Origin of the sequence: Rhodococcus sp. MEB032, from assembly GCF_030208925.1 — a bacterium.
Lineage (GTDB): Bacteria > Actinomycetota > Actinomycetes > Mycobacteriales > Mycobacteriaceae > Rhodococcus_F > Rhodococcus_F qingshengii.
Genome location: NZ_JARVSY010000007.1, coordinates 129,593 through 155,373, shown reverse-complemented (window position 1 = coordinate 155,373; position 25,781 = coordinate 129,593). Strand labels below are relative to the sequence as shown.

The following is a 25,781-nucleotide window of genomic DNA, read 5'->3' as shown; positions in this document are numbered from 1 at the left end:
TCAGTAGACGTCCCGGACATAGCGCTTCTCCGCCGAAAGAGCCTTCACGTACGCCTCGGCACTGCGAGGTGCCAGTTTTCCGTGCTGAGCGACCACCCCGTTGAGGGCACTGTCGACGTCCTTGGCCATCCGGTTGGCATCGCCGCAGACGTAGAAGTGCGCTCCCTTCTGCAACCACTCCCACAGCAGTGCACCCCGCTCACGCATCCGGTCCTGCACGTAGACCTTGTCGGCTTGATCCCGGGAAAACGCGAGGTCGAGTTCGGTGAGGAAGCCGTCTTTCCGCAATTCTTCGATTTCTTCGCGGTAGTAGAAGTCGGTCGCGGCGTGCTGTTCTCCGAAGAACAGCCAGTTCGGGCCCGTGTGCCCCAATGCCCGCCGCTCATGCAGGAAGGCACGGAACGGTGCAATGCCGGTCCCCGGACCGACCATGATCATCGGGGTCTCGGGATCGGAAGGTGGCCGGAAGTGGGTCGACTTCTGCACGTAGATACCGATGTCGTCATCGTGAGCGTGGTCGGCGAGGTAAGTCGAGCACACTCCACGCCGTGGGACACCCGCAACGTTGTATCGCACCGCGGACACCGTCAACTGCACTTCGCGTGGGTTCTCCTTCGGACTGGAAGATATCGAATACAGCCGCGGCTGAATCGGTTTGAGCAGCGAGAGCCATTCGTCTGTCGAGGCACGAACGGGCGACTGCGCGAGAATGTCGACGGACTGTCGTCCCCACGACCAGTCTTTGAACGTGGAGACATTCTCCGGCTTCAACAACTCGGCCAGGTCCGAATCGCGGGTTCGTTGATGCACGAATCGAATCATGTCGGTCGAGATTCGAGTGATCTCCAGGCGCTCGGTGAGCGCGGTACGCAGCGTCATTTCCCCGTACTGCCCCAGTTCGACGGTCTCGTCACCGTCGAGGCCAGTAAGGGTGAGCCACTCGTCGACAAACGGAGAGCTGTTTCGGGGCCAGACTCCGAGAGCGTCGCCGGCTTCGTAACTGACCGTGTCACCTGGAAGGTGAAAGCCCAACTGCCGCACGTCTTTGGAAGAACCCGGACGGTTGAGCACGACATTGCGCGTCAAGGCTGTGGTCAGTGGCGCCTTCTTGTTGTATCGCAGCGGCGGCGACATCGCCGGTGAAATCGGCTCGGCTGCAACGGTTGTCCCAGAATTCTTCTTTGCAACGAGGACGTCGGTCGTCTCGCCGGCCACCGAGCTCCGAAGCTCAGCCGTGACCGCCTCCAGCCATCCAGCAGCGGTGTCCTCGAAATCGGGCTCGCAGTCGGCGCGATCGACGATACGACTGGCTCCCAGTTCGGCAAGGCGGGCGTCGAGCTTTCGTCCGTGTCCACAGAAGTCGGCATAGTTCGAGTCGCCGAAAGCGATTACTGCATAACGTGTCTCGGACATGCGGGGCGCCGTGTCAGCAGACAACGCATCCCAGAAACCGCTGCCGTTGTCCGGGGATTCGCCGTCACCGGAGGTACTGGTGATCAGCAGGACCTCTCTGGTAGCTGCCAGGTCGGCGGCGGGGAACTCGTCCATCGCGTGCATCACCACGGGCAAGCCGATTCCCCCGAGACGAGTGGCGCACTCAGCAGCGAATTCTTCCGCGTTTCCGGTCTGGGATGCCCAGAGCACCACGATCGGCGCGCGCTCGGATCCAATACTCGGACTCGATGACAACGCAGGCCCGTCGGTGTCAGGAAGTGAGATCCGCGAGTACAGGCCGGCCAGAACACCGTCGACCCACATCCGCTTTTCGGCATCGAAGGGTGCCGTCGACGGCAAGGTAGGTACCCCGGCAGTGCGATCGGCGTCCGCACGCAACGCAGCGAGAAGGCCGGCCAGGTAGCTCTGCTGGAGCGCATCGAATACCACTGCAGGTGTTCCTGTTTGACCGAGGACATCTGCGAGGACATCGGTTCGCGACAAAGCCCGATCAGCTGGCGCGGGAGCCACCAGCGCCGCCTCGGCGAGCACTGTTTCAGGTGTGTTCACGGCGACCTTCGTCATAGTGACAGCGCAGGCTTTGAACTCCGGTTGCTGCGAGGCAGGGTCGATGGCGTCGTTGGTGACGGCGTTGATGGACAGATATTCACCGAAGGCGTCGTTCCAGTGAAATGGGGCAAAGCAGTTCCCCGGACGCACTCGGTCGGTGACAACAGCCGGAAGCACAGCGCGACCGCGGCGTGAGGCAACCTCGATCGCATCCTGGTCGACGATGCCGAGCCTGGCGGCGTCGTCGGGATGGATCTCGACGAAGGGACCTGGGTTGAGCTTGTTCAACTTGGCCACCTTGCCGGTCTTGGTCATGGTGTGCCACTGGTGCGCGAGACGACCGGTGTTGAGCAGGAAGGGGTAGTCGTCGTCGGGCATTTCGGCGGGAAGCATGTGCGGCCGTGCGAAGAACATCGCACGGCCAGTGGCGGTGGGAAATGCGAGCCTCGGAGTGCTGCCGTCCTCGCGGATCAGGAGCCCTTGACTGACACCGTCATTGACGTATCGGATGGGATGACGGTCCTGATCACTGTCTGGCGGGCATGGCCACTGGATCGATGTCTTGCGGAGGCGCTCGTAGGTGACGCCGCGTAAGTCGTAGCCGGTCTTCGGATTCCAGAACTGCTTGATCTCTTCGAACACCTCTTCGGCACAGGTGTAGGTGAACGCTTCGGCGTACCCCATCTCGCAGGCGATCCGGGCGATGATCTGCCAATCAGGCAGCGCCTGCCCGACCGGATCCAGTGCCTGCTGAAAGAGCGTCAGGTTGCGTTCGGAATTGATCATCACTCCGTCGGACTCTGTCCACAGCGAAGCAGGCAGCAGAACATCGGCGTATTCGTTGGTCTCGGTGCCCAGGAAAGCATCCTGGGTGATGACGAGGTCGGCCTTCTCCAATCCGTCGATGACGGTCTTGCGGTTGGCTACCGTCGCAACGGGATTGGTGCAGATGATCCAGCACGCTTTGATGTCGCCCGCCGCCATTCGGGAGAACATGTCGATGGTGCCACCGCCGATGTCGGTGCGCAGCGAGCCCTGCGGGATCCCCCATCGCTCCTCGACGAAGTCGCGATCGGCGTCGACCATCACGGCGCGCTGACCTGGCAAACCTGGCCCCATGTAGCCCATTTCGCGCCCACCCATGGCGTTCGGCTGCCCGGTCAACGAGAACGGACCGCTGCCGGGCTTGCAGATCGCACCGGTCGCAAGGTGAAGGTTGCAGATGGCGTTGGTGTTCCACGTGCCGTGGGTGCTCTGGTTCAGACCCATTGTCCAACAGCTCATCCAGTTGGCGGCCTCACCGATCCACTGCGCTGCAGTGCGGATGTCGGCCTCGGGGATACCGGTGATCTCACTGACCTTCTCCGGGGTGTACTCCGCGAGGAAACTGGGCATCACCTCCCAGCCTTCGGTGAAGTCGGCGATGAAGTCCGGATCTGTGTGGCCGTTTACGACGAGCAGGTGGAGTAGTCCGTTGAGTAGCGCGAGATCGGTGCCGGGAGCGATCTGCAGGAACAAGTTCGCCTTGTCGGCGGTGGCGGTGCGTCGAGGATCGACGACGATCAACTTCGCGCCTGCCTTGATCCGCTCCTGCATCCGCAGAAAAAGGATCGGATGGCAGTCCGCCATGTTCGCGCCGGTCACGAAGAACACGTCGGCGTGTTCGAAGTCCTGATAGGAACCGGGCGGTCCGTCGGCCCCGAGTGACTGCTTGTAGCCGGTGCCGGCACTCGCCATGCACAAACGGGAATTCGATTCGATCTGATTGGTCCCGATGAAGCCCTTGGCCAGTTTGTTCGACAGGTACTGAGCTTCGAGTGACATCTGCCCGGACACGTACAACGCAAACGCGTCGGGACCGTGCTCGTCGATTATTGCCCGCAGGCGCTGGGCGGTGTCAGTGATGACTGCGGCCATGTCCGCCGCTTCGATCGCATCACCTCGGCGCGGACGGCGATATGCAGATTCCATGCGCCCCGGGCCGGCGAGCATGTCTGCGGTCGTGGTGCCTTTGGTGCACAGACGCCCGAAGTTGGTGGGATGTGTCTTCAGACCGGAAGACTTCGCAGCCTTCCGACGCCCCGTCTCGGGATCGGTGATGATGTCGAGGACAAGACCACAGCCCACCCCGCAGTATGCGCAGAGTGTGTCGACACTGGTGGTGGTGAGTTGAGCGCCCATCGATTCATGCATCCCTTCGACCGAGGATCAAGGTCGACTTCTATCTTCGGATGCAGTTGTTTCGGGAGTTCATGCCCGATGTTGCGTATCAATCACTCTTTCCTCACCGCGACCTTCGGACCGATGTGCGGTCCCGGGACCAGCGGTCGTCGACGTGCAGCTGTACGCGAATGCCCAGTTCTACACTCTGCCGCCGAATCGAGCGATGTAGTGCCAAACCTTCTTGACGTCCTGCGGATCGAAGGATGCACCCCGTGCGAGCCCCAGGACGGCAGGCGTCAGCCGCCTGCCGTGCGCAATTTCTCGGGCAAGGTCGATCACGGCCGCACCCCGGTATTCGGGATGTTCGGCTATCTCGTCGACATCGACCGCGTATCCCTCGTGCCACAGCACCGGGCACGTGAGCGAGTGGGCGATCTCTTCGATCCGTGTGCCCCGGTAACTCGGATCCAGAACGAGCGCCTCGACGTCCGTCCCGATGTCGACGACGCCGTGGACGTGCGCCTCGATGTAGTGGTCGAGCGGATCGTCGAGCTCGGCAGCCCGTGCGGCGCCGACCAAGCTCATCGCTTCGGCCGTTCCGAAATGATCAGGCTCGAAGACGCTGTCGGGAAAGCAGAAAGTGGTGCGGTCGAGCGTGTGCTCGGCAAGCCGGAAGTAGGACGAGCCGAACCGAGGGGATGCCCCGTAGGGATCGGCGGAGAAGTTCAACGATCCGTACTTCGGCCGTTCCGAGGGCTCTCGCTCGTCGTAAGCTCCGCCGAATATCCGACTCTCCCAACGCCAACGATCGCCGCCGTGATGCGCCGTCAGTCCGCCGTTGCTCGTTCGAGACTCGAACTGGGTCACATAGGTGCCTTGACGTGCGATCGAGGCCAATGTCAGACCACGTTCAGACGGGAGGTCCGGATGAAAGTGCAACGTCACCCGGTGATTTCGATCCAACGGGCCGCCCTTCGAGAGACCGCTCACGTGCGCAATCGCGGCAGACCAAGGAGTGGAATCAACAGGCATTCGCCCATTATCCGAATATGGAAGCAGCGCCGGTGAAGAAATCGACCAGTGAATACGGTGCGCCTTCACCGAGGCAGAGATCAAGGATCACGTGCGAGTCCGCGGCCTCGGATGCGCTGCGCACGAACATCGCTTCTTCGTACTCGGCGAGTGCCCCTTCGATGTCGTCGGGGTGCGCGGCGATCGCCTTTCCCAGTTCGGCGCCGTCGAACATGGCCAAGTTCGCACCCTCACCGGACGGGGCCATCAGGTGCGCCGCGTCACCGAGGAGCGTCACCCCAGGCACGCGATCCCATCGGTGCTCGTCGGGAAGTGCATGGATCGCGCGCGGAATCGGAGCGGTTTCGCCATCGGTGATCAGCGCCGTGAGTTCCGGTGCCCAACCGTCGAACTCGGCGGCGACCCGCGCTGTCGCAGCGGCGGCGTCGGTGAAATCGATACCGGCAAACCACTCCGCCGGACGGTTCAGCTGAACGTAGGTGTGCACGATGTCTCCCGCCTCTCGATGCGCGGCGATCGCTTTTCCTGGTGCGGGCGCGTACATCGCCCCGTCCCCGACGGCTTCGGCTGCAGCCGAATGCTTCTCGTCGACGTCGTGGAGGTAGGTCTCGACGAACGTGGTGCCGACGTATTCCGGCTTCGCATCGGAGAGCAGCGGCCGGATCTTCGACCAGGCACCGTCTGCACCGACGAGAAGGTCGGTGGTCACTGTCGAACCGTCGACGAAGGTCAACTCGTGGCGATCATCTCCGAGCGAGCGCACAGTGTCGACTTTGCGTCCCCATTCGATCGTGTAGTCCGGAAGGGAATCAATCAGGATTCGACGGAGGTCGCCGCGCAGCACCTCGGGACGTGTTCCCGTGCCGTCGTCGGGTTCGTCGAGGAGCACGGCGGCGTGTTGATCGAGTACGCGCGACGCGGCGCCGCCCGCGTGGATGATCGCGCGGAACTCGTCGGTGAGGCCGGCAGCGTCGAGCGCGGCCTGACCGTTGTGTTCGTGGATGTCGAGTTGGCCGCCCTGCGTGCGAGCTTCTGCCGACGGTTCCGCCTCGTAGATCTTCGAGGGAATTCCGTGAACGTGGAGTACACGCGCGAGAGTCAGACCGCCGAGGCCCGCCCCGATGATCGTTATCGAGTTGCTCATGTTTGTTTCCTTTCAGGCTTCGATTGGAACGCCGTTCCAATTACCATCTTGGAACGACGTTCCAGATATGTCAAGATGGTTCGCATGGCGACCAGGAATCAGCGGACCGAACGACGTACGGATGCGCTCTCGAAGGAGCGAATCGTCGAGGCTGCGATCGAGATCCTCGACGACGAGGGCGAAGCCGCGCTGACATTTCGCGCACTCTCCGCACGCCTGGCAACAGGTAGCGGGGCGATTTACTGGCACGTTGCCAACAAGAGCGAACTGCTCGCCGCGGCGACCGACGACGTCATCGCCCGCGTGACAACCGGTGCAACCGAAGGCGCAGCCCCACGGGAGGCGATCCGGACCATCACCCTCGGCGTGTTCGACGCGATCGACGCCCACCCCTGGGTCGGCACCCAACTCTCACGTGAACCGTGGCAATCAGCGGTGATGCAGATCTTCGAAAGTCTCGGCGAGCAACTCCAGGCGCTCGGCGTTCCCCAACCGGCGCAGTTCGACTGCGCGTCCGCACTCCTGAATTACGTGCTCGGCCTCGCCGGGCAGTATGCCGCGGGGGCCCGCCTCCTCCCCCGCGAGACAGATCGATCCGCTTTCCTCGCGGGCGTCGCCACGCGATGGGAAGAACTCGACTCTGCGAAGTACCCGTTCCTCAATCAGGTGACGGCGCAGTTGCGCGACCACGACGACCGAGAACAGTTTCTGGCAGGCATCGAGCTCATCCTCGCGGGGATCGACACCGTCCGATAGCGGCCGTAGCCGTCAGCGTGAATGAACAGCGGCGTTGGATCCGAGCGCTATGTCGAGGAAATCTCTTGCCGCACCGCGCAATCCGCGATCGGGATCCCAGACGGCTTGGAGTCGACGCGGCATCCGCAAGCCGTCGACGTTGACCGCGACCAGTCGGCCGTCCGTCAGGTCGGCGGCAACTGCCAGCGACGACAGAACAGCCGGGGCGTTGCCTGCCACCACCGCAGCCTTGACAGCGGTACACGAGGTGAGCTCGAGCAGCGGCGGCACACAATCGGGAACAGCATTCTCGAGCGTCAGGCGCGTACCGGACCCTGATTCTCGCTGAATCAGCGGTGTGCGTGCGAGTTCCTCGACCGGAACGGGCACACCATTCGCCCAGTCGTGTCCCGGCGGCACAACCACGACGAGGTGATCACGCGCTACTTCGCACGACGCGAGCGCCGACGGCACATCCGGCCCTTCGACAAATCCGATATCGGCCTGGCCGGCCTGAACTTGAGCAGAGACGTCCGAGGAATTGTGCAAGCTCACCGACGCCACGACGTTGGGGAACTTGTGCCGCATCGCGACCGTCCATCCGGGAACCAGATACTCGGCGATGGTCATGCTGGCGGCAACCGTGACGGCAGCATCACGTTCACCGCGAAGTGCGGCAACTCCCGATGCCATTTCCTCGGCACTGACGAGGATGTGACTTGCCCACTCGAGAATCAGACCGCCCTCGGCGGTGGGACGAACACCGGTCGCCGCTCGATCGAACACCTTGATTCCGAGTTGGCGTTCGACCGAACGCACCCGGGCGCTGACCGCCTGCTGACTGAGTCCGTGCTCCCGGCCGGCAGCACCCATGCTGCCCAGACGCCCTACGGAAAGGAGGACGTCGAGGGCACTGAGTTCCGGCACCCGAGGAGACAACGACATAGTCCCAAGATTAGACCCACAAGGCGAGTTTGTGGGCATTCAAGAACAACCGGTCTACCGGTACGGACCGGATGAGACGACAGTGAAATACATGACCACCACAACGAGTTCCACCTTCACCCACATCACTCCGAACTGGTTCGCGGCAGCGATGGGAACGGGAATCGTGTCGGTGGCCGCCGCTTCGCTCGAACCGGAGATCGAGGGCTTGAAACTGGTCTCCGAGATCTTCTGGGTTCTGGCGGTTCTCGTACTGTGCGCCTTGATCGGAGCATTTGCCACCCATTGGTCACAACATCGATGTCAGGCCCTCGCCTACCTGCACAGCCCCGCGATGTTCCCCTTCTACGGCGCCGTCGCAATGGCACTGCTGACCGTGGGATCCGCAACCGGCATCACCGGCCCGGACTTCCTCGGCCACGACGTGGCGATCACCGTGTCGCTGACACTGTGGACACTCGGCACGGCACTCGGCCTGGTCACCTACGTCGTGATGATGATTCGACTCGTTCGAGATGCCGGGATGGCGACGGCAATGCCGTTCTGGCTCATGCCCGTCGTACCTCCGATGGTCTCGGCCACCACCGGCGCAGCGGTCAGCACCCACATGCCCGAAGGCGCTCCACGCATCGCGGTACTGGTTTTCTGCTACATCCTGTTCGCTCTGGCGCTGACCGCCGCCATCGGCATTCTGGTAGCCGTCGCCAGGCAGTTCGCACGCAACCGTTCGGCCGGCGTCGACGTGATCCCGTTCAATGCCATTCCCTCACTGTGGATTCCGTTGGGCGTGATCGGACAGTCGATCGCGGCATCCAACCTGTTGGCCGCCGCCTCACGGCATGCACTCAGCCCCGAGCATGCCGACACCCTGCACGAATTCGGGATCGCCTACGGAACCGTCGTCGGAATCATCGGCGTGATCGCGTTTGTCACCGTCACCGTCGTCACCATCCACGCACTGCGCCGCGGCTTGGACTTCTCGCTCGGCTGGTGGAGCTTCACCTTCCCCATCGGAGCATGTGCCGTCGGAGCGAATGCCTTCGGAGTCGCCACCGGTTCCACCCTGATCCTGGGAATCGCACTTGCCCTGCTGACCGTACTGATCCCCATCTGGGCAACCGTCGCGGTCAGGACCGTCCGGTCGATCCGCAGTGGAGTTCTACCGGCGGCTGCATGAATTCGCACCGATGAGTTTTGGCTCGCCGTACGGTCTGTACTCACGTAGACCATTGTCGAGAGCAGGAGTACACGGTGAGTCAGTTATTGCGAGTGCAGAATTTCGGCGTTTCGAGTGACGGAATAGCCTGCGGTCCGGACCAGAGCTTCGAGAGCCCGTTCGGCCTGGACCACGGTGAAATGTTTGCGTGGGCAGGAGCTACGGCCAGCTGGCCCAATCGCACCGATCCCGGCGGCAGCCGAGGCCTCGACGACTATTTCACGCGGGACTTCTCCAATAACATCGGCGCCGAAATCATGGGCCGCAACAAATTCTCACCGTACCGCGGCCCTTGGGAGAATCTCGAGTGGCAGGGCTGGTGGGGCGACGAGCCACCGTTCCACACCCCGGTTTTTGTCTTGACCCACCACGTGCGGCCGTCGTTCACGCTATCGGACACGACATTCCACTTCGTCGACGCCGACCCCGCGACGGCCCTCGCGCAGGCACGTGAGGCAGCGCAGGGCAAGGACGTTCGACTCGGCGGCGGAGTCAGCACTATCCGTGAATTCCTCGACGCCGATCTGGTCGACACGATGCACATCGCTGTCTCCCCGATCGAATTCGGATCCGGTCTACGACTGTGGGAGACACCTGACGAGTTACTCGACCGCTTCAACCTCGACGTTGTGCCGAGCCCGAGCGGCGTGACGCACCACCTGTTCTGGCGGAAGTGACGTGTTGGGGCAGCTCCGTAAACGGGAGCTGCCCCAACAGTTACGCACTATTCGCCGGTCTCGACCTGGCGCCCCGACTGGTACCACGCCATCGTTCCACCGGCCACCGAAACGGCATTGATGCCGCGAGCCTGCAGATACTCAGCGGCTTGCAAGCTCCGACCACCGACGGCGCAGATGATGTACACCGTTTCCGCGTCCGGAATTTCACCCACGCGAGAGACGAATTCGCTGAGCGGAATGAGCGTCGCACCGGGAACTCGGACCTGAGCGAACTCGTCGGCCTCACGGACGTCGATCAACGGCTCACCCGCTGCCAAAGCCGTGTCCAGTGCATTCAAATCGACTTCCAACATTTCTTCTGCGCCTGCCTTCGTGTTCGCTGCTGTCCGAATAGACGGTACCCGCGCGTTTTCGTGCAGCTCCCTTTACGATCTGACAATGACCAATACGGTTCCCGAAAAGTCCGGTTTTTGGAGTCGCCCCACCGTATGGAAAGTGCTCCTGCTGATCGCCGTCTACCTGGCGTTCTATCTCGCTGTCGGGCAGGTTACCTCCAGGGTTTTTGCAGACCAGATCGACACGGACAATGTCGTGGCAAGCGCCTCCAGCATCCTCCTCGGCGTCGCATTGCCCATCGCGATCGGCGGGATCGCCCTGCTGGTTTTCACGACAAAGGTCGGCTGGCTGCGCGGCGTCTTCGGCCCACAACCCATTCGTGGGCGCGGTTGGATGTGGATCGGTCCGATCATCGTGGTCGCCGCCATTGTTGCGCATCTGGCGGGAACCGATTGGAGCGCCTGGACCACCGGCGAGGTAATCGCCCTGCTGGTGCTCGGTGCGTGCGTCGGCCTGACCGAGGAATTGGCCACCCGTGGCCTGGCAGTGAAGATGCTGCGCGACGCCGGCCACCGCGAGCGCTTTGTCGCCGTCGTGTCTTCACTGGTGTTTGCACTCATGCACACGGTCAACCTGATCGCCGGGATGAAGCCGTCGACCGTCCTTGTCACCGTGGTCTACACCTTCGGTTTCGGTATGTGCATGTACCTGACAATGCGTGTGACGGGCACGATCTGGGCCGCAATCGTGTTACACGGCCTCACCGACCCCACCACAATTCTCTCGACCGGCGGGCTGGACACTTCGGTGACCACGGAAGTGAGCGGCGCCGCCGCCATCACCTCTCTACTGACGGTCCTCTTGGTCGTCTTCGGGGTGATCGCCGTCTTCCTCATCCGAGATCGAATCGGCGAAGAACGGCACACACCCGTCTCGGCCTGACCGACCGCGACCGTACAAGACATACTTGTGCCCATGCCTTCTCGAACCAAGTACTCGTTCGCCGTCGTGACTGCATCGTGTGTGCTGGCACTCTCCGGTGCCGTCACTCATGCCACCGCGGGGGTTCCGACAACTCCCGAAGTCGCGACCACCGAATCCATCGCGTCGGAATCGATCAGCGATCTGTATGCAGCCCAGGGCGCGCACGAAGTGGCTGCCGATTCAGTTCCCGGGTACCAACTGTTCTACCCAGCCGACTTGTCGTCTGATGGCAATCGGCATCCCGTCGTCACCTTCGGCAACGGCAGCTATGCGACTTACGAAGAGTACGAAGCGCTCCTGCAGCATCTCGCTTCTTGGGGTTTTGTCGTTGTGGTGGCCGACAGCAGCGTCACCGGCGACGGGACGGAGATCTTGGGGGCTGCCCAGTACGTCGTCGATCAGAACACCAACGCTGAGAGCATTTTTCACCAGCGGATCGACACCGACAACATTGCCTCGGTCGGACACTCCCAGGGCGCCGGTGGCGCGATCAACGCGGCAACCCAGTCCGCGAATCTGATCACCGCCACGGCGGTACTCGATTTGCCTGACCCGTGGTGGGCCTCGCGACCTGTCGACGTGATCGACGTGGCCCAGTTGACCGGACCGACGTTCTTCATGACCGGCGCCGACGACCCGGTCTCCACCGCCGATCCGCAAGCCGAGTACTTCGACAAAACCGCCGGACCGGCGGTCCGCGGCAGACTGCTTGGCGTCGGCCACAATTGGGCCGCAGATGGCGAAGGATTCCGGGGCTACCTCACCGCATGGCTGAGATTCACCCTCAGCGGCGACCAGACTGCCGCAAGTGCATTTGTCGGCGACTCGGCGGCAATCCTCACCGATCCCCGTTGGGACCGGCAAGCGATCAAGGGTTTGTGATGACGATCTTGCCGTAGGCCTGCCCGGATTTCTGCTGCTCGAAAGCGTCAGCGAGGCGGTCGAGGCTGTAGGAAGAATCTATGACGGGACGAAGCGCCAGGCTCTCCAGCCCGGCGACCATCTCCTCCTGATGTGCACGACTGCCCACCAGAACACCTTCGATGGTGACCTGTTTGGTCAGTAGCGAAGTCAGGTCGATCGACGACGAGGGGCCGTTCATGATGCCAAGCGCGCAGATTCGCCCGCCTGGTCGGACTGCCGCCAGAGATTGGCCGAGGGTGGACGGCCCGCCGACGTCGAGGACGAGGTCGATCCCGCCGCTGAGCCGCATCGCTTCCGAACCCCAGTCCGGGCGCTCACGGTAGTTGACCACGTGATCGGCACCGAGCTCGACCAATCGTGCCATCTTGTCGGGGGCCGACGACGTTGCGATCACCTGAGCTCCAACAGCTTTGGCCAGCTGGACGGCAAACAGCGCCACCGTGCTGGTCCCAGGGATCAACACCGACGACCCCGGGATGATCGGGACTCCGGCAAATAGTGCGCGCCACGCTGACAAACCTGCGGTGGGCAAGGTAGCGGCTTCCTCGTAGGTGTAGTTTCGCGGCATCACTGTCACAGCAGATACCGGCACGGTGACGGTGTCGCGGGCGAACCCGTCGACACCGTCACCCGGCGAATTTCCGAATCCGTCGAAATCCGGTGTGCCGCTCCGCCAATGCGGCAAATAGGTGCTCATCACGCGATCTCCGACGCTGAACTGCGTTACGCCGTCTCCGACCGCAACGACCTCCCCGGCAGCATCGGACAACAGGATCCGCGGACCGTCGGTCGCTATCTCTCCGGTCGCCACGAGGTAGTCATGGTGGTTGAGCGAATTCGCGTGGATCGCGATCGTCACCTCACCCGCACCCGGGCCCGGGGTCTCGATCGTCCTCGATTCGAGGTTGTTCAATCCTCCAGGCGGGAGTACGTACACGGCGCGGTTGGTCATGGTGTGGATCCTCGCACGAATGGTGATCGGGTGATGTTCGGAAAGGGTTCTGCTGCTCAGAGGAGAGAAGCGGTGAACCCTCCGTCGAGAACCAGGCTGCTGCCGTTGCACCACGACGACTGGTCGCTCGCAAAGAACACTGCGGCGGCGGCAACTTCCTCGGTCCGGCCGTAGCGCGTCTGCTTAGTGACCATCAGGTCGTCGAATCCCCCGGACTCGAGGCCGAGGGCATTCTCGAAATCCTGCTGGTGACTCTTGACCAGGTCTGTGTCGATGAATCCGGGCAGCAATGCATTCGCGCGGATTCCATGGAAGCGAAGTTCGGCTGACAGGGTTTCGGTGAGATTGCGGACTGCTGCTTTGGCGGCGGCATAGCTGCCGATCAAAGGCGAGCCGGTGGTCGACGAGATCGACGAGATGTTCACGATCGAACCGCCACCGGATGCGACGAGAGCGGGCAGCGAATGACGCACTGTCAAGAACACTCCATCGAGGTTGACCGACATGACTTTCCGCCAGTCCTCGAACGAGGTCTCGATCAGCGGGGTCGTGGTGGCGATACCGGCGTTGGGTACTACGACGTTCAGTCCGCCGAACTCTTCGACCGCTCTGGCGACGAGATCCTTGACCTGCTGTTCGTCGGTGACATCAATGGTGACAGCAATGGCTCCGTCGATCGAGTCCGCCACTGCCTGTGCTGCGCCACCGTTGATGTCGGAGACCACGACCCTCGCGCCCTCCGCCCCGAATGCCTGGGCAATGGCGGCGCCGATTCCGGCACCTGCGCCGGTGACAATTGCAACTTTGTTCGCGAGAAGATCGGACATGTCAGCGTTCCCCTTCAGTTCTCGGTCGGGACGTAGAAAAGCAATTCGGGTCCGGTGTCGCCGGTGGTCGCGATGGCCTCGGACATGTCGAGAGTTCCGTCGCCCAAAGCACTTCCCAACGCCTGCGCGGTGCCCGCGAGATCTTCCGTGTCGAGTTGATAGATGCTCAGGTAGCGGCGCGCGGGCAATGCATCCTCGGGCAGCAACTGCACATCCGCCAGGAAGAATCTGGAGGCGGAGACAACTCCGGGCACTCGTTCGACGACCTGCGGAATATGCACGTCGTCGTACCAGCGGTTGAACGCATCCTCCGAAGACGGATCGGCGGGGTGTACGTGTGCGACGAGAATCGCTGTGCTCATGAAGTTCCTCTTCGACTCGAAGTGCTTTTGGTTCAGCGCGTTTGGAAGGCGACGATATTCACGCGCAAGGCAACTGACCGCGGCTGCGTGTGGTGAATCGATCGCGCTCAAGCGACAACCCTAGGGAGCAAATGTGACCCGCACCATATGCTCGGAGGTCAGAGTTGAGCTCCACATTTGTCCTCTCGGCACAAAACTGTCTCTCGGCACTAACACGGTGGCCAGAATCAGGCGTTAACGGAAGTCTCGCGATTTGGCCGTGACTCGCAGATCCATCAGCTGCATCCGGTCTGCCACGACGGTGACAGCGCCTTCTGCATTCTGCACCTTCCCTCGAATAAGCAACGCCGGCGCCGTATTTGCCAATTTTCGGTACTTTGCCCACAACCCCACCGAACACACGACGTTGACCATGCCGGTTTCGTCCTCGAGGTTGATGAACGTGACGCCCGCAGCTGTGGCCGGACGCTGCCGGTGTGTGACTGCTCCCCCCACCAGCACACGGTCACCGTCCGGGATGTCGAGAAGTCTCGACGCCGGCACCACGCCGAGCGCGTCGAGCTGTGGGCGGAGAAACTGTGTCGGGTAGGTGTCGGGAGATACTCCTGTCGCCCAGACATCCGCTGCCGCCAATTCGACGTCGCTCATGCCGGGCAGGGTGGGAGCTGTGACCGACGCACCGATACCGGGCAAGCGGTCGGGGCGCTCCCCCGCCGCAGCGCCCGCTGCCCACAGCGCTTCTCTACGCGAGATACCGAAGCTGGCTAGCGCACCGGCGGTCGCCAGCGATTCAGCTTGTGCGGTAGTCAGTTCCACCCGCCCGGTCAGATCGAGAAACGACGTGAACGGTCCACCGAGGTCGCGCTGTTCGACAATTTTCTCGGCGAGTGCATCGCCGATGTTGCGCACTTCCCCCAGCCCCAGCCGAACCTCGAATCCACCTGCCTCGACGGTGGCATGCGCGAGGCTGACATTGATGTCTGCACCGTGTACCTGCACTCCGTGCCGGCGCGCATCGGCAACCAAGGACTGCGGCGAGTAGAAACCCATGGGCTGCGCGCGCAGAAGTCCGGCGCAGAACGCAGCGGGATGATGAAGTTTGAACCACGAGGAGTAGAAGACCAGCGCGGCAAAACTCTGTGAATGGCTTTCCGGGAAACCGAAATTAGCGAATGCATACAGCTTTTCGTAGATCCGGTCGGCAACCTCGTCACCGATGCCGTGTAGGTCTCGCATGCCCTGATAGAACCTCGCGCGCAGTTGTTCCATCTTCTCGGTGGAGCGTTTCGATCCCATTGCCCGACGCAATTGATCGGCCTCGGACGGCGTGAAGCCCGCAACGTCGACGGCCATCTGCATCAACTGTTCCTGGAACAGCGGAACCCCCAACGTGCGTTCGAGTGCCTTCTCGAGCGACGGATGGTCGTAGGACACAGGTTCGAGTTTGTTGCGCCGACGAATGTACGGATGCACTGATCCGCCTTGGATCGGCCCCGGACGGATGAGCGCGACCTCGACTACCAGGTCGTAGAAGTTTCGAGGCTTCAGACGCGGCAGTGTCGCCATCTGCGCACGTGATTCCACTTGGAACACACCCACCGAATCTGCCCGCTGCAACATCTCGTACACCGCTTTTTCCGACAGATCGAGTTGCGCCAAATCGACTGTGATGCCTTTGTGTTCGGCTACCAGGTCCATCATGTAGTGCAAAGCTGAGAGCATGCCGAGGCCGAGCAGATCGAACTTGACCAGCCCAGCGGCAGCGCAATCGTCCTTGTCCCATTGCAGGACACTGCGATTGGCCATCCGCGCCCACTCCACCGGGCAGACGTCGGCGATGGGACGATCGCAGATGACCATGCCGCCCGAGTGGATACCGAGGTGCCGCGGATAGCCTTCGATCTGCGCCGCCAGTTCGAGTACCGGACGCGGAATATCGGTATCCGCATTCTTGTCGATACCACCCCACCGGCCGACCTGCTTACTCCACGCATCTTGCTGTCCCTGCGAAAAGCCCAGCGCCCGAGCCATGTCCCGCACCGACGACTTTCCTCGATAGGTGATGACATTGGCGACCTGCGCGGCATACGTACGCCCGTACTTCGCGTACACGTGCTGGATCGCCTCTTCCCGGCGGTCGGACTCGATGTCCACGTCGATGTCCGGCGGGCCGTCACGTTCAGGCGCAAGAAACCTCTCGAACAACAATTTGTTGCGAACCGGATCGACATTGGTGATGCCGATCGCGTAACACACCGCCGAGTTCGCAGCGGAACCTCTTCCCTGACAGAGGATGTCGTTGTTCTTGCAGAACGACACGATGTCATGCACCACCAGGAAATATCCGGGAAAGTTCAATCCCTCGATGATGGCAAGTTCATGTTCGAGCTGTTTGTATGCCTTCGGTGCACCTTCCGGCGGTCCGTAGCGTTCCAGCGCCCCCACCATGGTGAGCTCACGCAACCACGACGCCTCGGTATGCCCGGCTGGCACGTCGAACGGTGGCAATTTGGGCGCGATGAGCTTGAGATCGAAAGCGCACTCACGACCAAGATCGGCGGCACCACTGACAGCCTCGGGATAGAGCGAGAACAGTGCCGCCATCTCCGCGCCGGACCGCAGGTGCGCTCCGCCGGTAGGGGCCAACCATCCTGCTGCCTCGTCCAAGCTTTGACGCGACCGCACAGCCGCCATTGCCATGGCGAGGCGTCGACGCGGAGGAGCGGCGAAGTGCGCGGCGGTGGTCGCCACCGTACGTAGTCCATGCTCTCTCGCCAATTCGGCCAGAACGGCATTGCGCTCGTCGTCCTCCGCCAACCCATGATGAGTGAGTTCCACCGACACTCGCTCCGCCCCGAAACGCTCGACCAGATCCTGCAAAGCCTCCGTCGCCGCGTCGCGACCACCCGACGTCAAGGCTTGCCGCACATGACCTTTCCGGCACCCGGTCAGGATCTGCCAGTGGCCACCGGCCGCTTCGGTCAATACGTCGTAGTCGTACTGCAGTTTGCCCTTCTCGCCGCCCGCCAGATGCGCGGCGGCGATCTCCCGCGAGAGCCGGCGATACCCTTCCTGCCCACGGGCAAGTACCAGGAGGTGCGTTCCACCGGGATCTGCCGTGCCGGTTCTGGGTACCGAATCCAGAGACAACTCGGCCCCGAACACGGTGCGCATTCCCCATTCACGTGCGGCTTCCGCAAACCTCACCACGCCGTAGAAGCCGTCGTGATCGGTGACGGCGATAGCTTCGAGCCCGAGACGCACTGCTTCCTCGACCAGCTCTTCCGGCGGTGATGCACCGTCGAGGAAACTGAAGGCCGAGTGAGCGTGCAGTTCTGCGTAAGGAACTACACCGGCACCACGGGTGAGCTCGCCCGCGTGGTACTCGCCGCGCTTTCTTGACCAGGCGGGGCTGTCGCTTCCATCGCCCGGAAACAAATCCTCGTGTTCCACACGGCCGGGTCGTCCGGAAAGCACCCGTTCCATCTCGGACCACGTCGGCGGCCCATTTCCCCAACCCACACTGACCTCGCACCTGATCGAGTCGGCCGTCAGGGACGACCGACTGCTCGAGGATGCCGAAAGGGAAGACGCACCACATGCATCGAACTGATGTTCGATGCAGATTCAGTCTGACAGGTCACTCACCCACAGTCAACAGAGCGAATCTCAACCCTCACCGTCTCGTCACATTCAGATGTACGCATGTCTGCACTCCGTTCACTTTCGCCCCAGATCATTAGCGGCGTTCATAATCTCCATCCATACTGTTTCCAGGAGTACTACTCGTATGTCGTTCTCGCGCAACACACGTAGGTTGACGGCCGTCGCCGGCGCCGTCGCCGTTCTGGCCGCTGCCGGCTGCAGCAGCAGCGCCGACGAGGCCACCGGCTCGAACGGCGCGACCGTCGATCGCGCCGCGACCGGCGAACTGTCCTCGAACGGTGGCGCTCGTCGCATCGACGGTGATCAGTCGGCCGCAGTGCGCGACGCCGTCAATGCCTCCGGCGCGAAGAACGTCATCCTCCTGATCGGGGACGGCATGGGCGACTCGGAGATCACCGCCGCACGCAACTACGCCGAAGGCGCTGCGGGCAGCTTCCCCGGCCTCGACGCCCTGCCGATCACCGGCCAGTACACGCACTACGCACTGACCAAGGACGGCAAGCCCGACTACGTCACCGACTCCGCAGCCAGCGGATCGGCATGGTCCACCGGCACCAAGACCTACAACGGCGCGATTTCGGTCGACATCAAGGGGCAGGCCCAGTCGACCGTCCTCGAGATCGCCAAGGCGAACGGCAAGGCCACCGGCAACGTCTCCACCGCCGAGGTGCAGGACGCCACCCCCGCAGTGCAGGTCGCGCACGTCAGTGGCCGCAAGTGCTACGGACCGGAGGCGACGTCCAAGTCCTGCCCGGAGAACGCCCTCGAGAACGGCGGCAAGGGATCGATCAGCGAACAGCTCCTCGACACCCGCGCCGACGTCACCTTTGCCGGCGGCGCCAAGTCCTTCGCCGAGACTGCGAAAGCCGGTGACTGGCAGGGCAAGACACTCAATGAGCAGGCCGCCGCCCGTGGCTACCAGCTGGTGAAGAACGCCGCCGAGATGAACGAGGTCGGCAAGGCCGATCAGGATGCACCCGTGCTCGGCTTGTTCGCCGACGGCAACATGCCCGTCCGCTGGGAAGGCTCTGTCGCCACCCGTGACGGTTACCTGCAACCCGCCGAAACCTGCGTCGACAACCCCAAGCGAACCTCCGACGTGCCCAAGCTCGCGGACATGACTCAGAAGGCCATCGACCTACTGAAGGTCAACGACAACGGATTCTTCCTCCAGGTCGAAGGTGCCTCGATCGACAAGCAGGATCACGCAGCCAACGCATGCGGTCAGATCGGTGAAACCGTCGACCTCGACGAAGCTGTGCAGAAGGCACTCGAATTCGCGAAGACCGACGGAGAAACCCTGGTCATCGTCACAGCCGACCACGCTCACACCAGCCAGATCGTCACCAATGTCAGCGCCGACGACATCGCCACCATCGCCAAGGACCAGAACATCCCGGTCGAGCGCGCCCAGGAAATCGTCTACCCCGGCCTTACCCGCAAGCTGACCACCAAGGACGGCTCGGAGATGACGATCAGCTACGGAACGTCCGAGGATCCGGCCGTCGAGTCCGAAGGACACACCGGAACTCAGTTGCGCGTAGCAGCTTTCGGCCCGCATGCGGCCAACGTCAGCGGTCTCACGGACCAGACCGACCTGTTCTTCACGATGACCGACGCGCTGGGACTCGACCGTTCCAAGGTCGCAGCTCACTGATCCGATAACACCTGAATCCACCCACCCACAGTCACACCAGAGCAGCCAAGGCGCGCACCCGATCTTCGGGTGCGCGCTTCGGGCAACTGGTGCATTTGCCTTCACCGGGTACCTCGTAGATCAGGCAGCACGACGCCCGCTGCGTGAATCTGCGTCGCCCGAATGCCACCGGCGTCAATGGATTACTTACGCGCACAGCAGATTCTCTGCGATCCACGTCCACGAAACGCGGGACCGGAATGCCCGGGTTCTCACCGCGGAGAACTTCGATCAGACCGGCCGCAAATGCACTTCCGCGCTCCCGCGCATTACCGGCGGCATCGAGGCTGCGATTGGCGATGGAGTCCGTCGTGATCGCCCACAGCGCCTGCTGCCGAACGCCGGACACCTCGGCGAGTACCTCGATCACGGGATTGAGCGAGCGGAACATCGCGTGGCCCAACTCCGCCACACTCCGCGAGATCGGAATGACCGATCCGGCAGCAAAACCGCCCAGATAGCCGTTGTCACGCAAGAAGATCCGCCCACCGTCCAACGATGGATCGGCCGCGAACCCGGTGACCATCCCGGTTCCGATCGGAATGCCGGTCAGCGTCGAGCTGGCCGAGTACCACCACAACGTGCCGTTCACTCGACTGTCCGCACTCCCCCATCGCTCTGCCGTATCGGCGACACGTGCTGCCAACCACTGGGGGTCGGTCATCAACACCGCGGGCACCGTATCCGGATACGCGCTCAGGTTGTCGAAGAACGGCACAGCTACTGCCATACGGGCGTAGATCCCGGCCACCGATTCCGTCATGCCAGCCCCAATATCTCCATCCGCGGACGTACTCCGCGTTCGACTCGCGCCCTGATGCCGAAAACCTCGGCCAACAACGGCTCGTCCAACACCTCGACCGTAGACCCACACGCGCGGAGTTCACCTTCGGTGAGCACGGCAAGGTTGTCGCAGTACTCGACTGCCAACCGTAGATCGTGCATCGTGACCACAACTGCGAGCCCCGCCGACGCAAGTTCGGTAAGCAGTTCCATCACGATCAACTGGTGACGAAGATCGAGATGATTGGTCGGCTCGTCCAACAACAGAACCTTGGGCTCCTGAGCCAATGCGCGAGCTATCGAGACACGTTGCCGCTCACCACCCGACAGGGTCGATACGTCTCGTCCGGCAAGCTCGACCAAACCGACCTGCTCGATGCACCGGTCCACGATGGTGGTATCGCGCTCCGTGCTTCGGTCCAACCAGCTGCGGTGCGGAGTTCGTCCGAGCGCGATCGATTCACGAACCGAAAGTCCTGCCGAGACAGTGGGTTCTTGAACACTTGCCGAGACAGTTCGGGCGATGTCCTTACGCGAGAGCGTCGTCGAGTCGACTTGATCGATCAGAACTGCGCCACCTGTCGGCGTCAAAGCGTTGTAGCAGCAGCGCAGCGCCGTCGTCTTGCCACTGCCGTTCGGCCCGACCAAGCCCAATATTTCACCGGACTTGACTGCGAAAGTGATGCCGCGCAACACTTCGCGATTTCCGAGCCGCGCCCGGGTCTCGACGAGTTCGAGCAGGGGCGCAGTTTCGGAGTCTTTCGGGAGTGTCACTGTTCTGGCCTGTGTCACTGTTCGAGCCTCCGATACTGCCGGTAGAGCATCCAGACGAAGATCGGTGCACCCACGAGGGCCGTGATCACTCCGACCGGAACTTCAGTGGATTGTGCCACCGAGCGCGCAGCGGTATCCGCGGCAACCATCGCGACGGCGCCCAGCAGGGCTGCAGCAGGGAGCAGTCGAATTGCTCTGGTGCCGACGATGAAGCCGGCCAGATGCGGGATCAGCAGACCGATGAAACCGATTCCACCGGCAACGCTGACTGCTGCGCCCGCCAGTACGGAGACCGCGAGCAAGGACAACACACGGAACCGTCGGACGTTCATACCGAGTGCAGCAGCCCCGTCGTCACCGGTCTGCAAAACGTCCATCCATCGCGAACTGAACAGAAGGGCTGTGCCGACGACGGCCAGTGTGATCGTCGGGAAGATCAGCGTCGACCATCGTGCATCACCGAATCCGCCGGCGAGCCAATGCATAACTCCAGTGATGTGACGCTCGTCTGCAATCACCAAGAGACAAAAAGTGATCAATGCCGAAAATATCTGTCCGAGCGCAACACCCACAAGAATGATTGCAGTCGGCTGCGGATATCTACCACCAATCAGCAACGCGAGGAACAACGGAATCATCGCTCCGATGAACGCGGCAACAGGAATCGTGAATACGCCGAGCATTCCGGCTCCGATCCCCAGAACCGTAACCAAAACCACCATGAATCCTGCGCCCGACGAGACTCCGAGCAGATACGGATCGGCAAGCGGATTACGGGTGACAGCTTGAGCAACTGCACCTGCCATGGCCAACGAAGCACCCACTACCGCGGCAGTGAGTGCACGTGGCAGGCGGGAGTCGATCACGATCGACTCCCGCGCCGCGGTCCACCACGTCTCGAAAGTCCCTGGCGCCAAACGGGCTCCGACTATCGCCCAGACGTCACCGACGGGAATGCGGACCGACCCGAAAGACACCGCCAGCCCCATGACCACGGCAAGCGCAACACACAGGACTGCAAGCAAAGCGGTATAGCTGGAACGAGATCTGGTCACTGTGCCGGAACTACGCCCGGATGCAGACCCGCCGCGATGGTCTGGGCCGAGCGCACCAGACGAGGGCTCTCGAAGAAGTCGTCGAGAGGAATGACCACGAATCGATTCTGTTGGACGGCGGGAGTGGTGGCCATGACGGGATGTGACTTCAGGAAATCGATCTTCGCTTGGGCGTTCTCAGATCCGTAGTCCAGAACGACGATCGCCTGGGGCGCACGCTCACCCACGACCTCCCATGTGGTCTTGACGTATGGGCGCTCGCCCTCGGAGTAGATGTTCGTCGCTCCCGCGTAGCCGGCGACGAGCTGACCGACACCCACTCCGCCGATCGTCGTCGGAACGTCCTTGCCGCCGTCATAGAAGAATGTCGGCACCGGCGGTGCATCTCCGACTGCCGCCTTCACCGCATCGAGCCCTTGCGTTACCTGATCGGTGACCTCGGCTGCTTCACCTTCGACGCCGAGGATTCTCCCCAACTGCTCGTAGTCGTTTTCCAGCATCGAGATGTCGGGGAATCCCTGGCCGCAGTACTCGGAGAACAGGAACGTGTTGATTCCGCGTTCGGCGAACAGGTCCCGCGAACGGCCTTCCTTCTCTTGAAAGGCGCTGCTCATACCTCCGACGACAAAATCGGGATCGAGATCGAGAATCTGCTCGGTGGTCGGGTATTCCTTGGCGAGGTTGGTGATCTTCGCGAACTGCTCGGCGGTCTCGGGGGTTGGTGTGCTGTCGCCGTATCCCATCCCGACGATCCGGTCACCGACGCCCATCTCGATGAGTACTTCGGTGACGTGATCGTTCATGGTGATGATCCGCTGGGGTGGCGAATCGAATGTTACTTCTCGATCGCAGTTCGTGATGGAAACCGGCTGCGTAAAGGATTCGGTGGTTGAAGAACCACCAGCCGCTTCGCCTTTGGAACAACCTGCCGAAACCAAGGCGACCGCGATGAGAACAGCGGCGGCGCGGGACGGGGAGAACTGAAGTGACACGGGGACCTCGTAAGGGCTCTGAGCCACGAATGAGAATCCGACAGACAACTCCGCCCGCACGCTGATCCTCGGCCAGAGCTCCTGCTGGACTTCCTTTTCGTAGACCACGACGAATGGATGTCGCACACCGCGCGGCGGGTAATCGGGCTTGCCGACACTCGGTGACTACCGAGAATCGACCTACCGTTGCGGGTCAGCGCCGGATTCGGACCGGCTTCCCCCACACGCGTGGCTTGCAAGTGCTTCGAGCAGTATGCATGACGTTTCCGATTCAAGACCAAACGCCCACTACAGTCGATCTGGCCAGACGCCCCCACACACCGGAGTTGATACATGACACGCTGGGCCCAAACCGTCGTCGCCCGGAAATGGTGGGTACTGAGCCTCGCGGTTCTGATAGTTCTCATCAGTGGGGTGTGGGGACTCGGAGTGTTCGGCAAGCTCAGCCAGGGCGGCTTCATCGATCCGGGCAGCGACTCCGCGAAGGTCGCCGACATCATCGAAGACAATCTCGGACCGCAGACCCCGGACATCATCGCGATCTACTCGCCCACGGACGGCAAGACTCTGGACGACATCGGGCCGGCAGTGACAGCCGCCGTCGACCAGTTCAAAACCGAAGTGCCGACCGCTTCGGTGAAATCGTATTGGGGAACAGACGCCGCAGCGAAGGCCAGCCTGCTCTCGAACGACGGATCCATGGCGGCCGTCGCGATCACGTTGGCACCGGACTCGGGCATCACGCCGGCCACTTTCGCCGATCTCTTGCCGAAGCTCGAAGTCGAAGGTGCCGAGGCACAATTCGCGGGTAACACCGTCGTCGGCGTCGCATTCAACACCAAGCTCGAGAAGGACCTGGTGGTCGCCGAAGCCATCGCCATTCCGATCACTCTGGTGCTGTTGGTCTTCATCTTCGGCGGCATCGTCGCTGCTGCCGTGCCCGTGTTCGTGGGTGTACTCAGTGTCCTGAGCGCTTTGGCCGTTCTGCGAATCCTCACGCTGATCACCGATGTGTCCTCGTTCTCGATCAACGTCGCTTCTCTTCTCGGGTTGGGACTGGCCATCGACTACGGACTGTTCGTGGTCGGTCGGTTCCGTGAAGAACTGAATTCGGGCTCGGACCCGGGAGCGGCTGCTCAGCGGACAGTTCTGACGGCGGGTCGCACCGTCATGTTCTCGGGTCTACTGCTGATCTGTGCGTTCAGCGGCATGCTCGTATTCCCCCAGGCCGTCATCCGGTCTCTGGGCTTCGGCGCGATCGCCGCAGTATTGAGCGCGGCCGTCCTGTCGCTGACCGCTGTGCCTGCGCTGCTTGCCATTCTGGGGCATCGCATCAACGCCCTGACGTGGCGCAAGGATGCGGCGCAACGCGGCGAGGAACGCTCGCGCAAGTTCTGGGGCCGCGTCGTCACGTGGGTGATGAAGCGTCCGGTCGCAGTCTCGGTGACGATCGTGGCCGTGCTGCTCGTGATGGCCTCGCCGCTGCTCGGCGCCCGGCTGGGAGAACTCTCGTACACCGCACTACCGGACAACGACCCCGCTCGCGTTGCAATGGACACGTTGGTCAACGACTTCCCGCAAACCGGAAACGGCGCAACGATGATCCTTCAGGCCGAGGACGGGAACACTCTCACCCCGGCCGAAGGTGCAGCGATCGCCGAGTCCGCCGGTCAAGTCGAGGGCATCGGTCAGGCGACCGTCGTCGCGAGCACCAATCAACTCGTCGCGGTTCAGGCTCTCTACAGCGAGGGCTCTACACCCCAATCACAGAGCGCCGCAGTGACAGATCTGCGTGCGATCTCCGCTCCCGACGGAACGGTGCTGCTTGTCGGCGGCGGTCAAGCCATGGTCGACGACGGCAACAACGCCGTCCTGCACTGGCTACCGGTGATGATCCTCATCATGGTCGGATCCACCCTGATCCTGTTGTTCCTCGCGTTCGGTTCGGTGGTGCTGCCGATCAAGGCGGTGCTGATGGCAGCCCTGAGTCTCGCGACCACCTTCGGTGTCCTCACCTTCGTCTTCCAGGACGGACACGGCGTCGAACTCCTCGGGGTCAGTCAAACTCCGCTGGAGGCGACGTTTGTCGTGCTCATCCTGGCGGTGGTCTTCGGATTGTCCACGGACTACGAGGTTTTCCTGATGTCACGGATGGTCGAGGCCAAGAACGCGGGAGCGACGACAGAGGAAGCGGTCAAGTTCGGAACCGAGCGCACCGGCCGCATCGTGACGGCTGCCGCCTTACTCCTGATAGTGGTGACGGGGGCCTTCGCAATGTCAGGGCTGTCAGTGATGAAGTTCCTGGGCGTCGGCATGATCGTCGCGCTGATCGTCGACGCGACCATCATCCGCATGTTGCTCGTGCCCTCGCTCGTGAAGTTGATGGGCGAAGCGAACTGGTGGGCTCCTGTGTGGATGAAAAAGGTTCACGCGAAGGTCGGCATCGGCCACTGATCGCGACTGGATCATGTCGCTGAAGAGTGCCTGGGATCCTGCGGAGAGCCGTGTTTG

21 protein-coding genes and 1 riboswitch are annotated in these 25,781 nt (G+C 62.3%); of the genes, 8 read left to right on the top strand and 13 right to left on the bottom strand.

Annotated features, from left to right (window positions below; all coding sequences use genetic code 11):
- The 3 genes from QRN54_RS07555 to QRN54_RS07545 all read right to left on the bottom strand — a co-directional run bounded on the left by QRN54_RS07555 (position 1) and on the right by QRN54_RS07545 (position 6,343).
- The gene (locus QRN54_RS07555; RefSeq protein ID WP_285181814.1) at positions 1-4,185 is read right to left on the bottom strand and encodes a bifunctional nitrate reductase/sulfite reductase flavoprotein subunit alpha; all 4,185 of its coding nucleotides are present in this window, start codon (positions 4,183-4,185) and stop codon (positions 1-3) included.
- 180 nt (positions 4,186-4,365) lie between these two features.
- Complete coding sequence (locus tag QRN54_RS07550) at positions 4,366-5,199, bottom strand: DUF3626 domain-containing protein (RefSeq protein ID WP_285181813.1); 834 nt, start codon at positions 5,197-5,199, stop codon at positions 4,366-4,368.
- A gap of 7 nt (positions 5,200-5,206) precedes the next feature.
- Positions 5,207-6,343 (bottom strand): FAD-dependent oxidoreductase, encoded by a 1,137-nt coding sequence (locus QRN54_RS07545; RefSeq protein ID WP_285181812.1) that lies wholly within the window; start codon positions 6,341-6,343, stop codon positions 5,207-5,209.
- Between the two features lie 75 nt (positions 6,344-6,418).
- On the opposite strand from QRN54_RS07545, the gene QRN54_RS07540 reads away from it, so the two are divergent.
- Entirely contained in the window at positions 6,419-7,099 is a 681-nt protein-coding gene (locus QRN54_RS07540) for a TetR/AcrR family transcriptional regulator (protein ID WP_003940897.1), read from the top strand.
- Positions 7,100-7,111: 12 nt separating this feature from the next.
- On the opposite strand, the gene QRN54_RS07535 is transcribed toward QRN54_RS07540, so the two are convergent.
- Complete coding sequence (locus QRN54_RS07535) at positions 7,112-8,023, bottom strand: LysR family transcriptional regulator (RefSeq protein WP_285181811.1); 912 nt, start codon at positions 8,021-8,023, stop codon at positions 7,112-7,114.
- Positions 8,024-8,114: 91 nt separating this feature from the next.
- Here QRN54_RS07535 and QRN54_RS07530 point away from each other — a divergent pair, with 91 nt between their 5' ends.
- The gene (locus tag QRN54_RS07530) at positions 8,115-9,200 is read left to right on the top strand and encodes a TDT family transporter (protein ID WP_285181810.1); all 1,086 of its coding nucleotides are present in this window, start codon (positions 8,115-8,117) and stop codon (positions 9,198-9,200) included.
- A gap of 74 nt (positions 9,201-9,274) precedes the next feature.
- Positions 9,275-9,916 (top strand): dihydrofolate reductase family protein, encoded by a 642-nt coding sequence (locus QRN54_RS07525; protein ID WP_003940771.1) that lies wholly within the window; start codon positions 9,275-9,277, stop codon positions 9,914-9,916.
- 47 nt (positions 9,917-9,963) lie between these two features.
- Here the strand turns inward: QRN54_RS07525 and QRN54_RS07520 are convergent, their stop codons facing one another.
- A complete protein-coding gene (locus QRN54_RS07520; protein WP_003940684.1) occupies positions 9,964-10,272 on the bottom strand; it encodes a rhodanese-like domain-containing protein in 309 nt (102 codons plus the stop codon).
- An 85-nt stretch (positions 10,273-10,357) separates the two neighbouring features.
- Between QRN54_RS07520 and QRN54_RS07515 the strand changes: the two genes are divergently transcribed.
- Together QRN54_RS07515 and QRN54_RS07510 are read left to right on the top strand one after the other, a co-directional pair.
- Positions 10,358-11,197 (top strand): CPBP family intramembrane glutamic endopeptidase, encoded by an 840-nt coding sequence (locus QRN54_RS07515; RefSeq protein WP_285181809.1) that lies wholly within the window; start codon positions 10,358-10,360, stop codon positions 11,195-11,197.
- A gap of 33 nt (positions 11,198-11,230) precedes the next feature.
- Positions 11,231-12,121 (top strand): dienelactone hydrolase family protein, encoded by an 891-nt coding sequence (locus QRN54_RS07510; RefSeq protein WP_234551588.1) that lies wholly within the window; start codon positions 11,231-11,233, stop codon positions 12,119-12,121.
- Here QRN54_RS07510 and QRN54_RS07505 read toward each other — a convergent pair.
- From QRN54_RS07505 to QRN54_RS07490, 4 genes are all read right to left on the bottom strand, one after another.
- Complete coding sequence (locus QRN54_RS07505; RefSeq protein ID WP_007727420.1) at positions 12,108-13,115, bottom strand: zinc-dependent alcohol dehydrogenase family protein; 1,008 nt, start codon at positions 13,113-13,115, stop codon at positions 12,108-12,110. The genes QRN54_RS07510 and QRN54_RS07505 overlap by 14 nt on opposite strands.
- 56 nt (positions 13,116-13,171) lie before the next feature.
- Positions 13,172-13,942, bottom strand: coding sequence for a glucose 1-dehydrogenase (locus QRN54_RS07500; protein WP_285181808.1), 771 nt, complete (start codon positions 13,940-13,942; stop codon positions 13,172-13,174).
- Positions 13,943-13,956: 14 nt separating this feature from the next.
- Positions 13,957-14,304, bottom strand: a complete 348-nt coding sequence (locus tag QRN54_RS07495; RefSeq protein WP_007727425.1) for a hypothetical protein — start codon at positions 14,302-14,304, stop codon at positions 13,957-13,959.
- A 234-nt stretch (positions 14,305-14,538) separates the two neighbouring features.
- A complete protein-coding gene (locus QRN54_RS07490) occupies positions 14,539-17,826 on the bottom strand; it encodes an error-prone DNA polymerase (protein WP_285181807.1) in 3,288 nt (1,095 codons plus the stop codon).
- Between the two features lie 268 nt (positions 17,827-18,094).
- Here QRN54_RS07490 and phoA point away from each other — a divergent pair, with 268 nt between their 5' ends.
- Positions 18,095-19,627: an alkaline phosphatase gene (gene phoA / locus QRN54_RS07485; protein WP_003940796.1), complete on the top strand. Its 1,533-nt coding sequence runs from the start codon at positions 18,095-18,097 to the stop codon at positions 19,625-19,627.
- 31 nt (positions 19,628-19,658) lie between these two features.
- On the opposite strand, the gene QRN54_RS07480 is transcribed toward phoA, so the two are convergent.
- Genes QRN54_RS07480 through QRN54_RS07465 form a run of 4 tightly spaced genes read right to left on the bottom strand, consistent with a single transcriptional unit; the run spans position 19,659 to position 23,081 of the window.
- The gene (locus QRN54_RS07480; RefSeq protein ID WP_003940787.1) at positions 19,659-20,429 is read right to left on the bottom strand and encodes a (2Fe-2S)-binding protein; all 771 of its coding nucleotides are present in this window, start codon (positions 20,427-20,429) and stop codon (positions 19,659-19,661) included.
- Entirely contained in the window at positions 20,426-21,241 is an 816-nt protein-coding gene (locus QRN54_RS07475; RefSeq protein WP_372452363.1) for an ABC transporter ATP-binding protein, read from the bottom strand. Before QRN54_RS07475 ends, QRN54_RS07480 begins: the two co-directional genes overlap by 4 nt.
- The gene (locus QRN54_RS07470; protein WP_065455169.1) at positions 21,238-22,278 is read right to left on the bottom strand and encodes a FecCD family ABC transporter permease; all 1,041 of its coding nucleotides are present in this window, start codon (positions 22,276-22,278) and stop codon (positions 21,238-21,240) included. Before QRN54_RS07470 ends, QRN54_RS07475 begins: the two co-directional genes overlap by 4 nt.
- Entirely contained in the window at positions 22,275-23,081 is an 807-nt protein-coding gene (locus QRN54_RS07465; protein WP_502944043.1) for an ABC transporter substrate-binding protein, read from the bottom strand. Before QRN54_RS07465 ends, QRN54_RS07470 begins: the two co-directional genes overlap by 4 nt.
- Here QRN54_RS07465 and QRN54_RS33730 point away from each other — a divergent pair.
- Both QRN54_RS33730 and QRN54_RS07460 read left to right on the top strand, forming a co-directional pair.
- A complete protein-coding gene (locus QRN54_RS33730) occupies positions 23,080-23,262 on the top strand; it encodes a hypothetical protein (RefSeq protein WP_502944042.1) in 183 nt (60 codons plus the stop codon). The two genes, QRN54_RS07465 and QRN54_RS33730, sit on opposite strands and share 2 nt — an antisense overlap.
- A gap of 124 nt (positions 23,263-23,386) precedes the next feature.
- Positions 23,387-23,532: riboswitch (cobalamin riboswitch) on the bottom strand.
- Between the two features lie 71 nt (positions 23,533-23,603).
- On the top strand, positions 23,604-25,724 hold the full coding sequence (locus tag QRN54_RS07460; RefSeq protein WP_125050554.1) for an MMPL family transporter: 2,121 nt from the start codon (positions 23,604-23,606) through the stop codon (positions 25,722-25,724).
- The last annotated feature ends 57 nt before the right edge of the window (positions 25,725-25,781 follow it).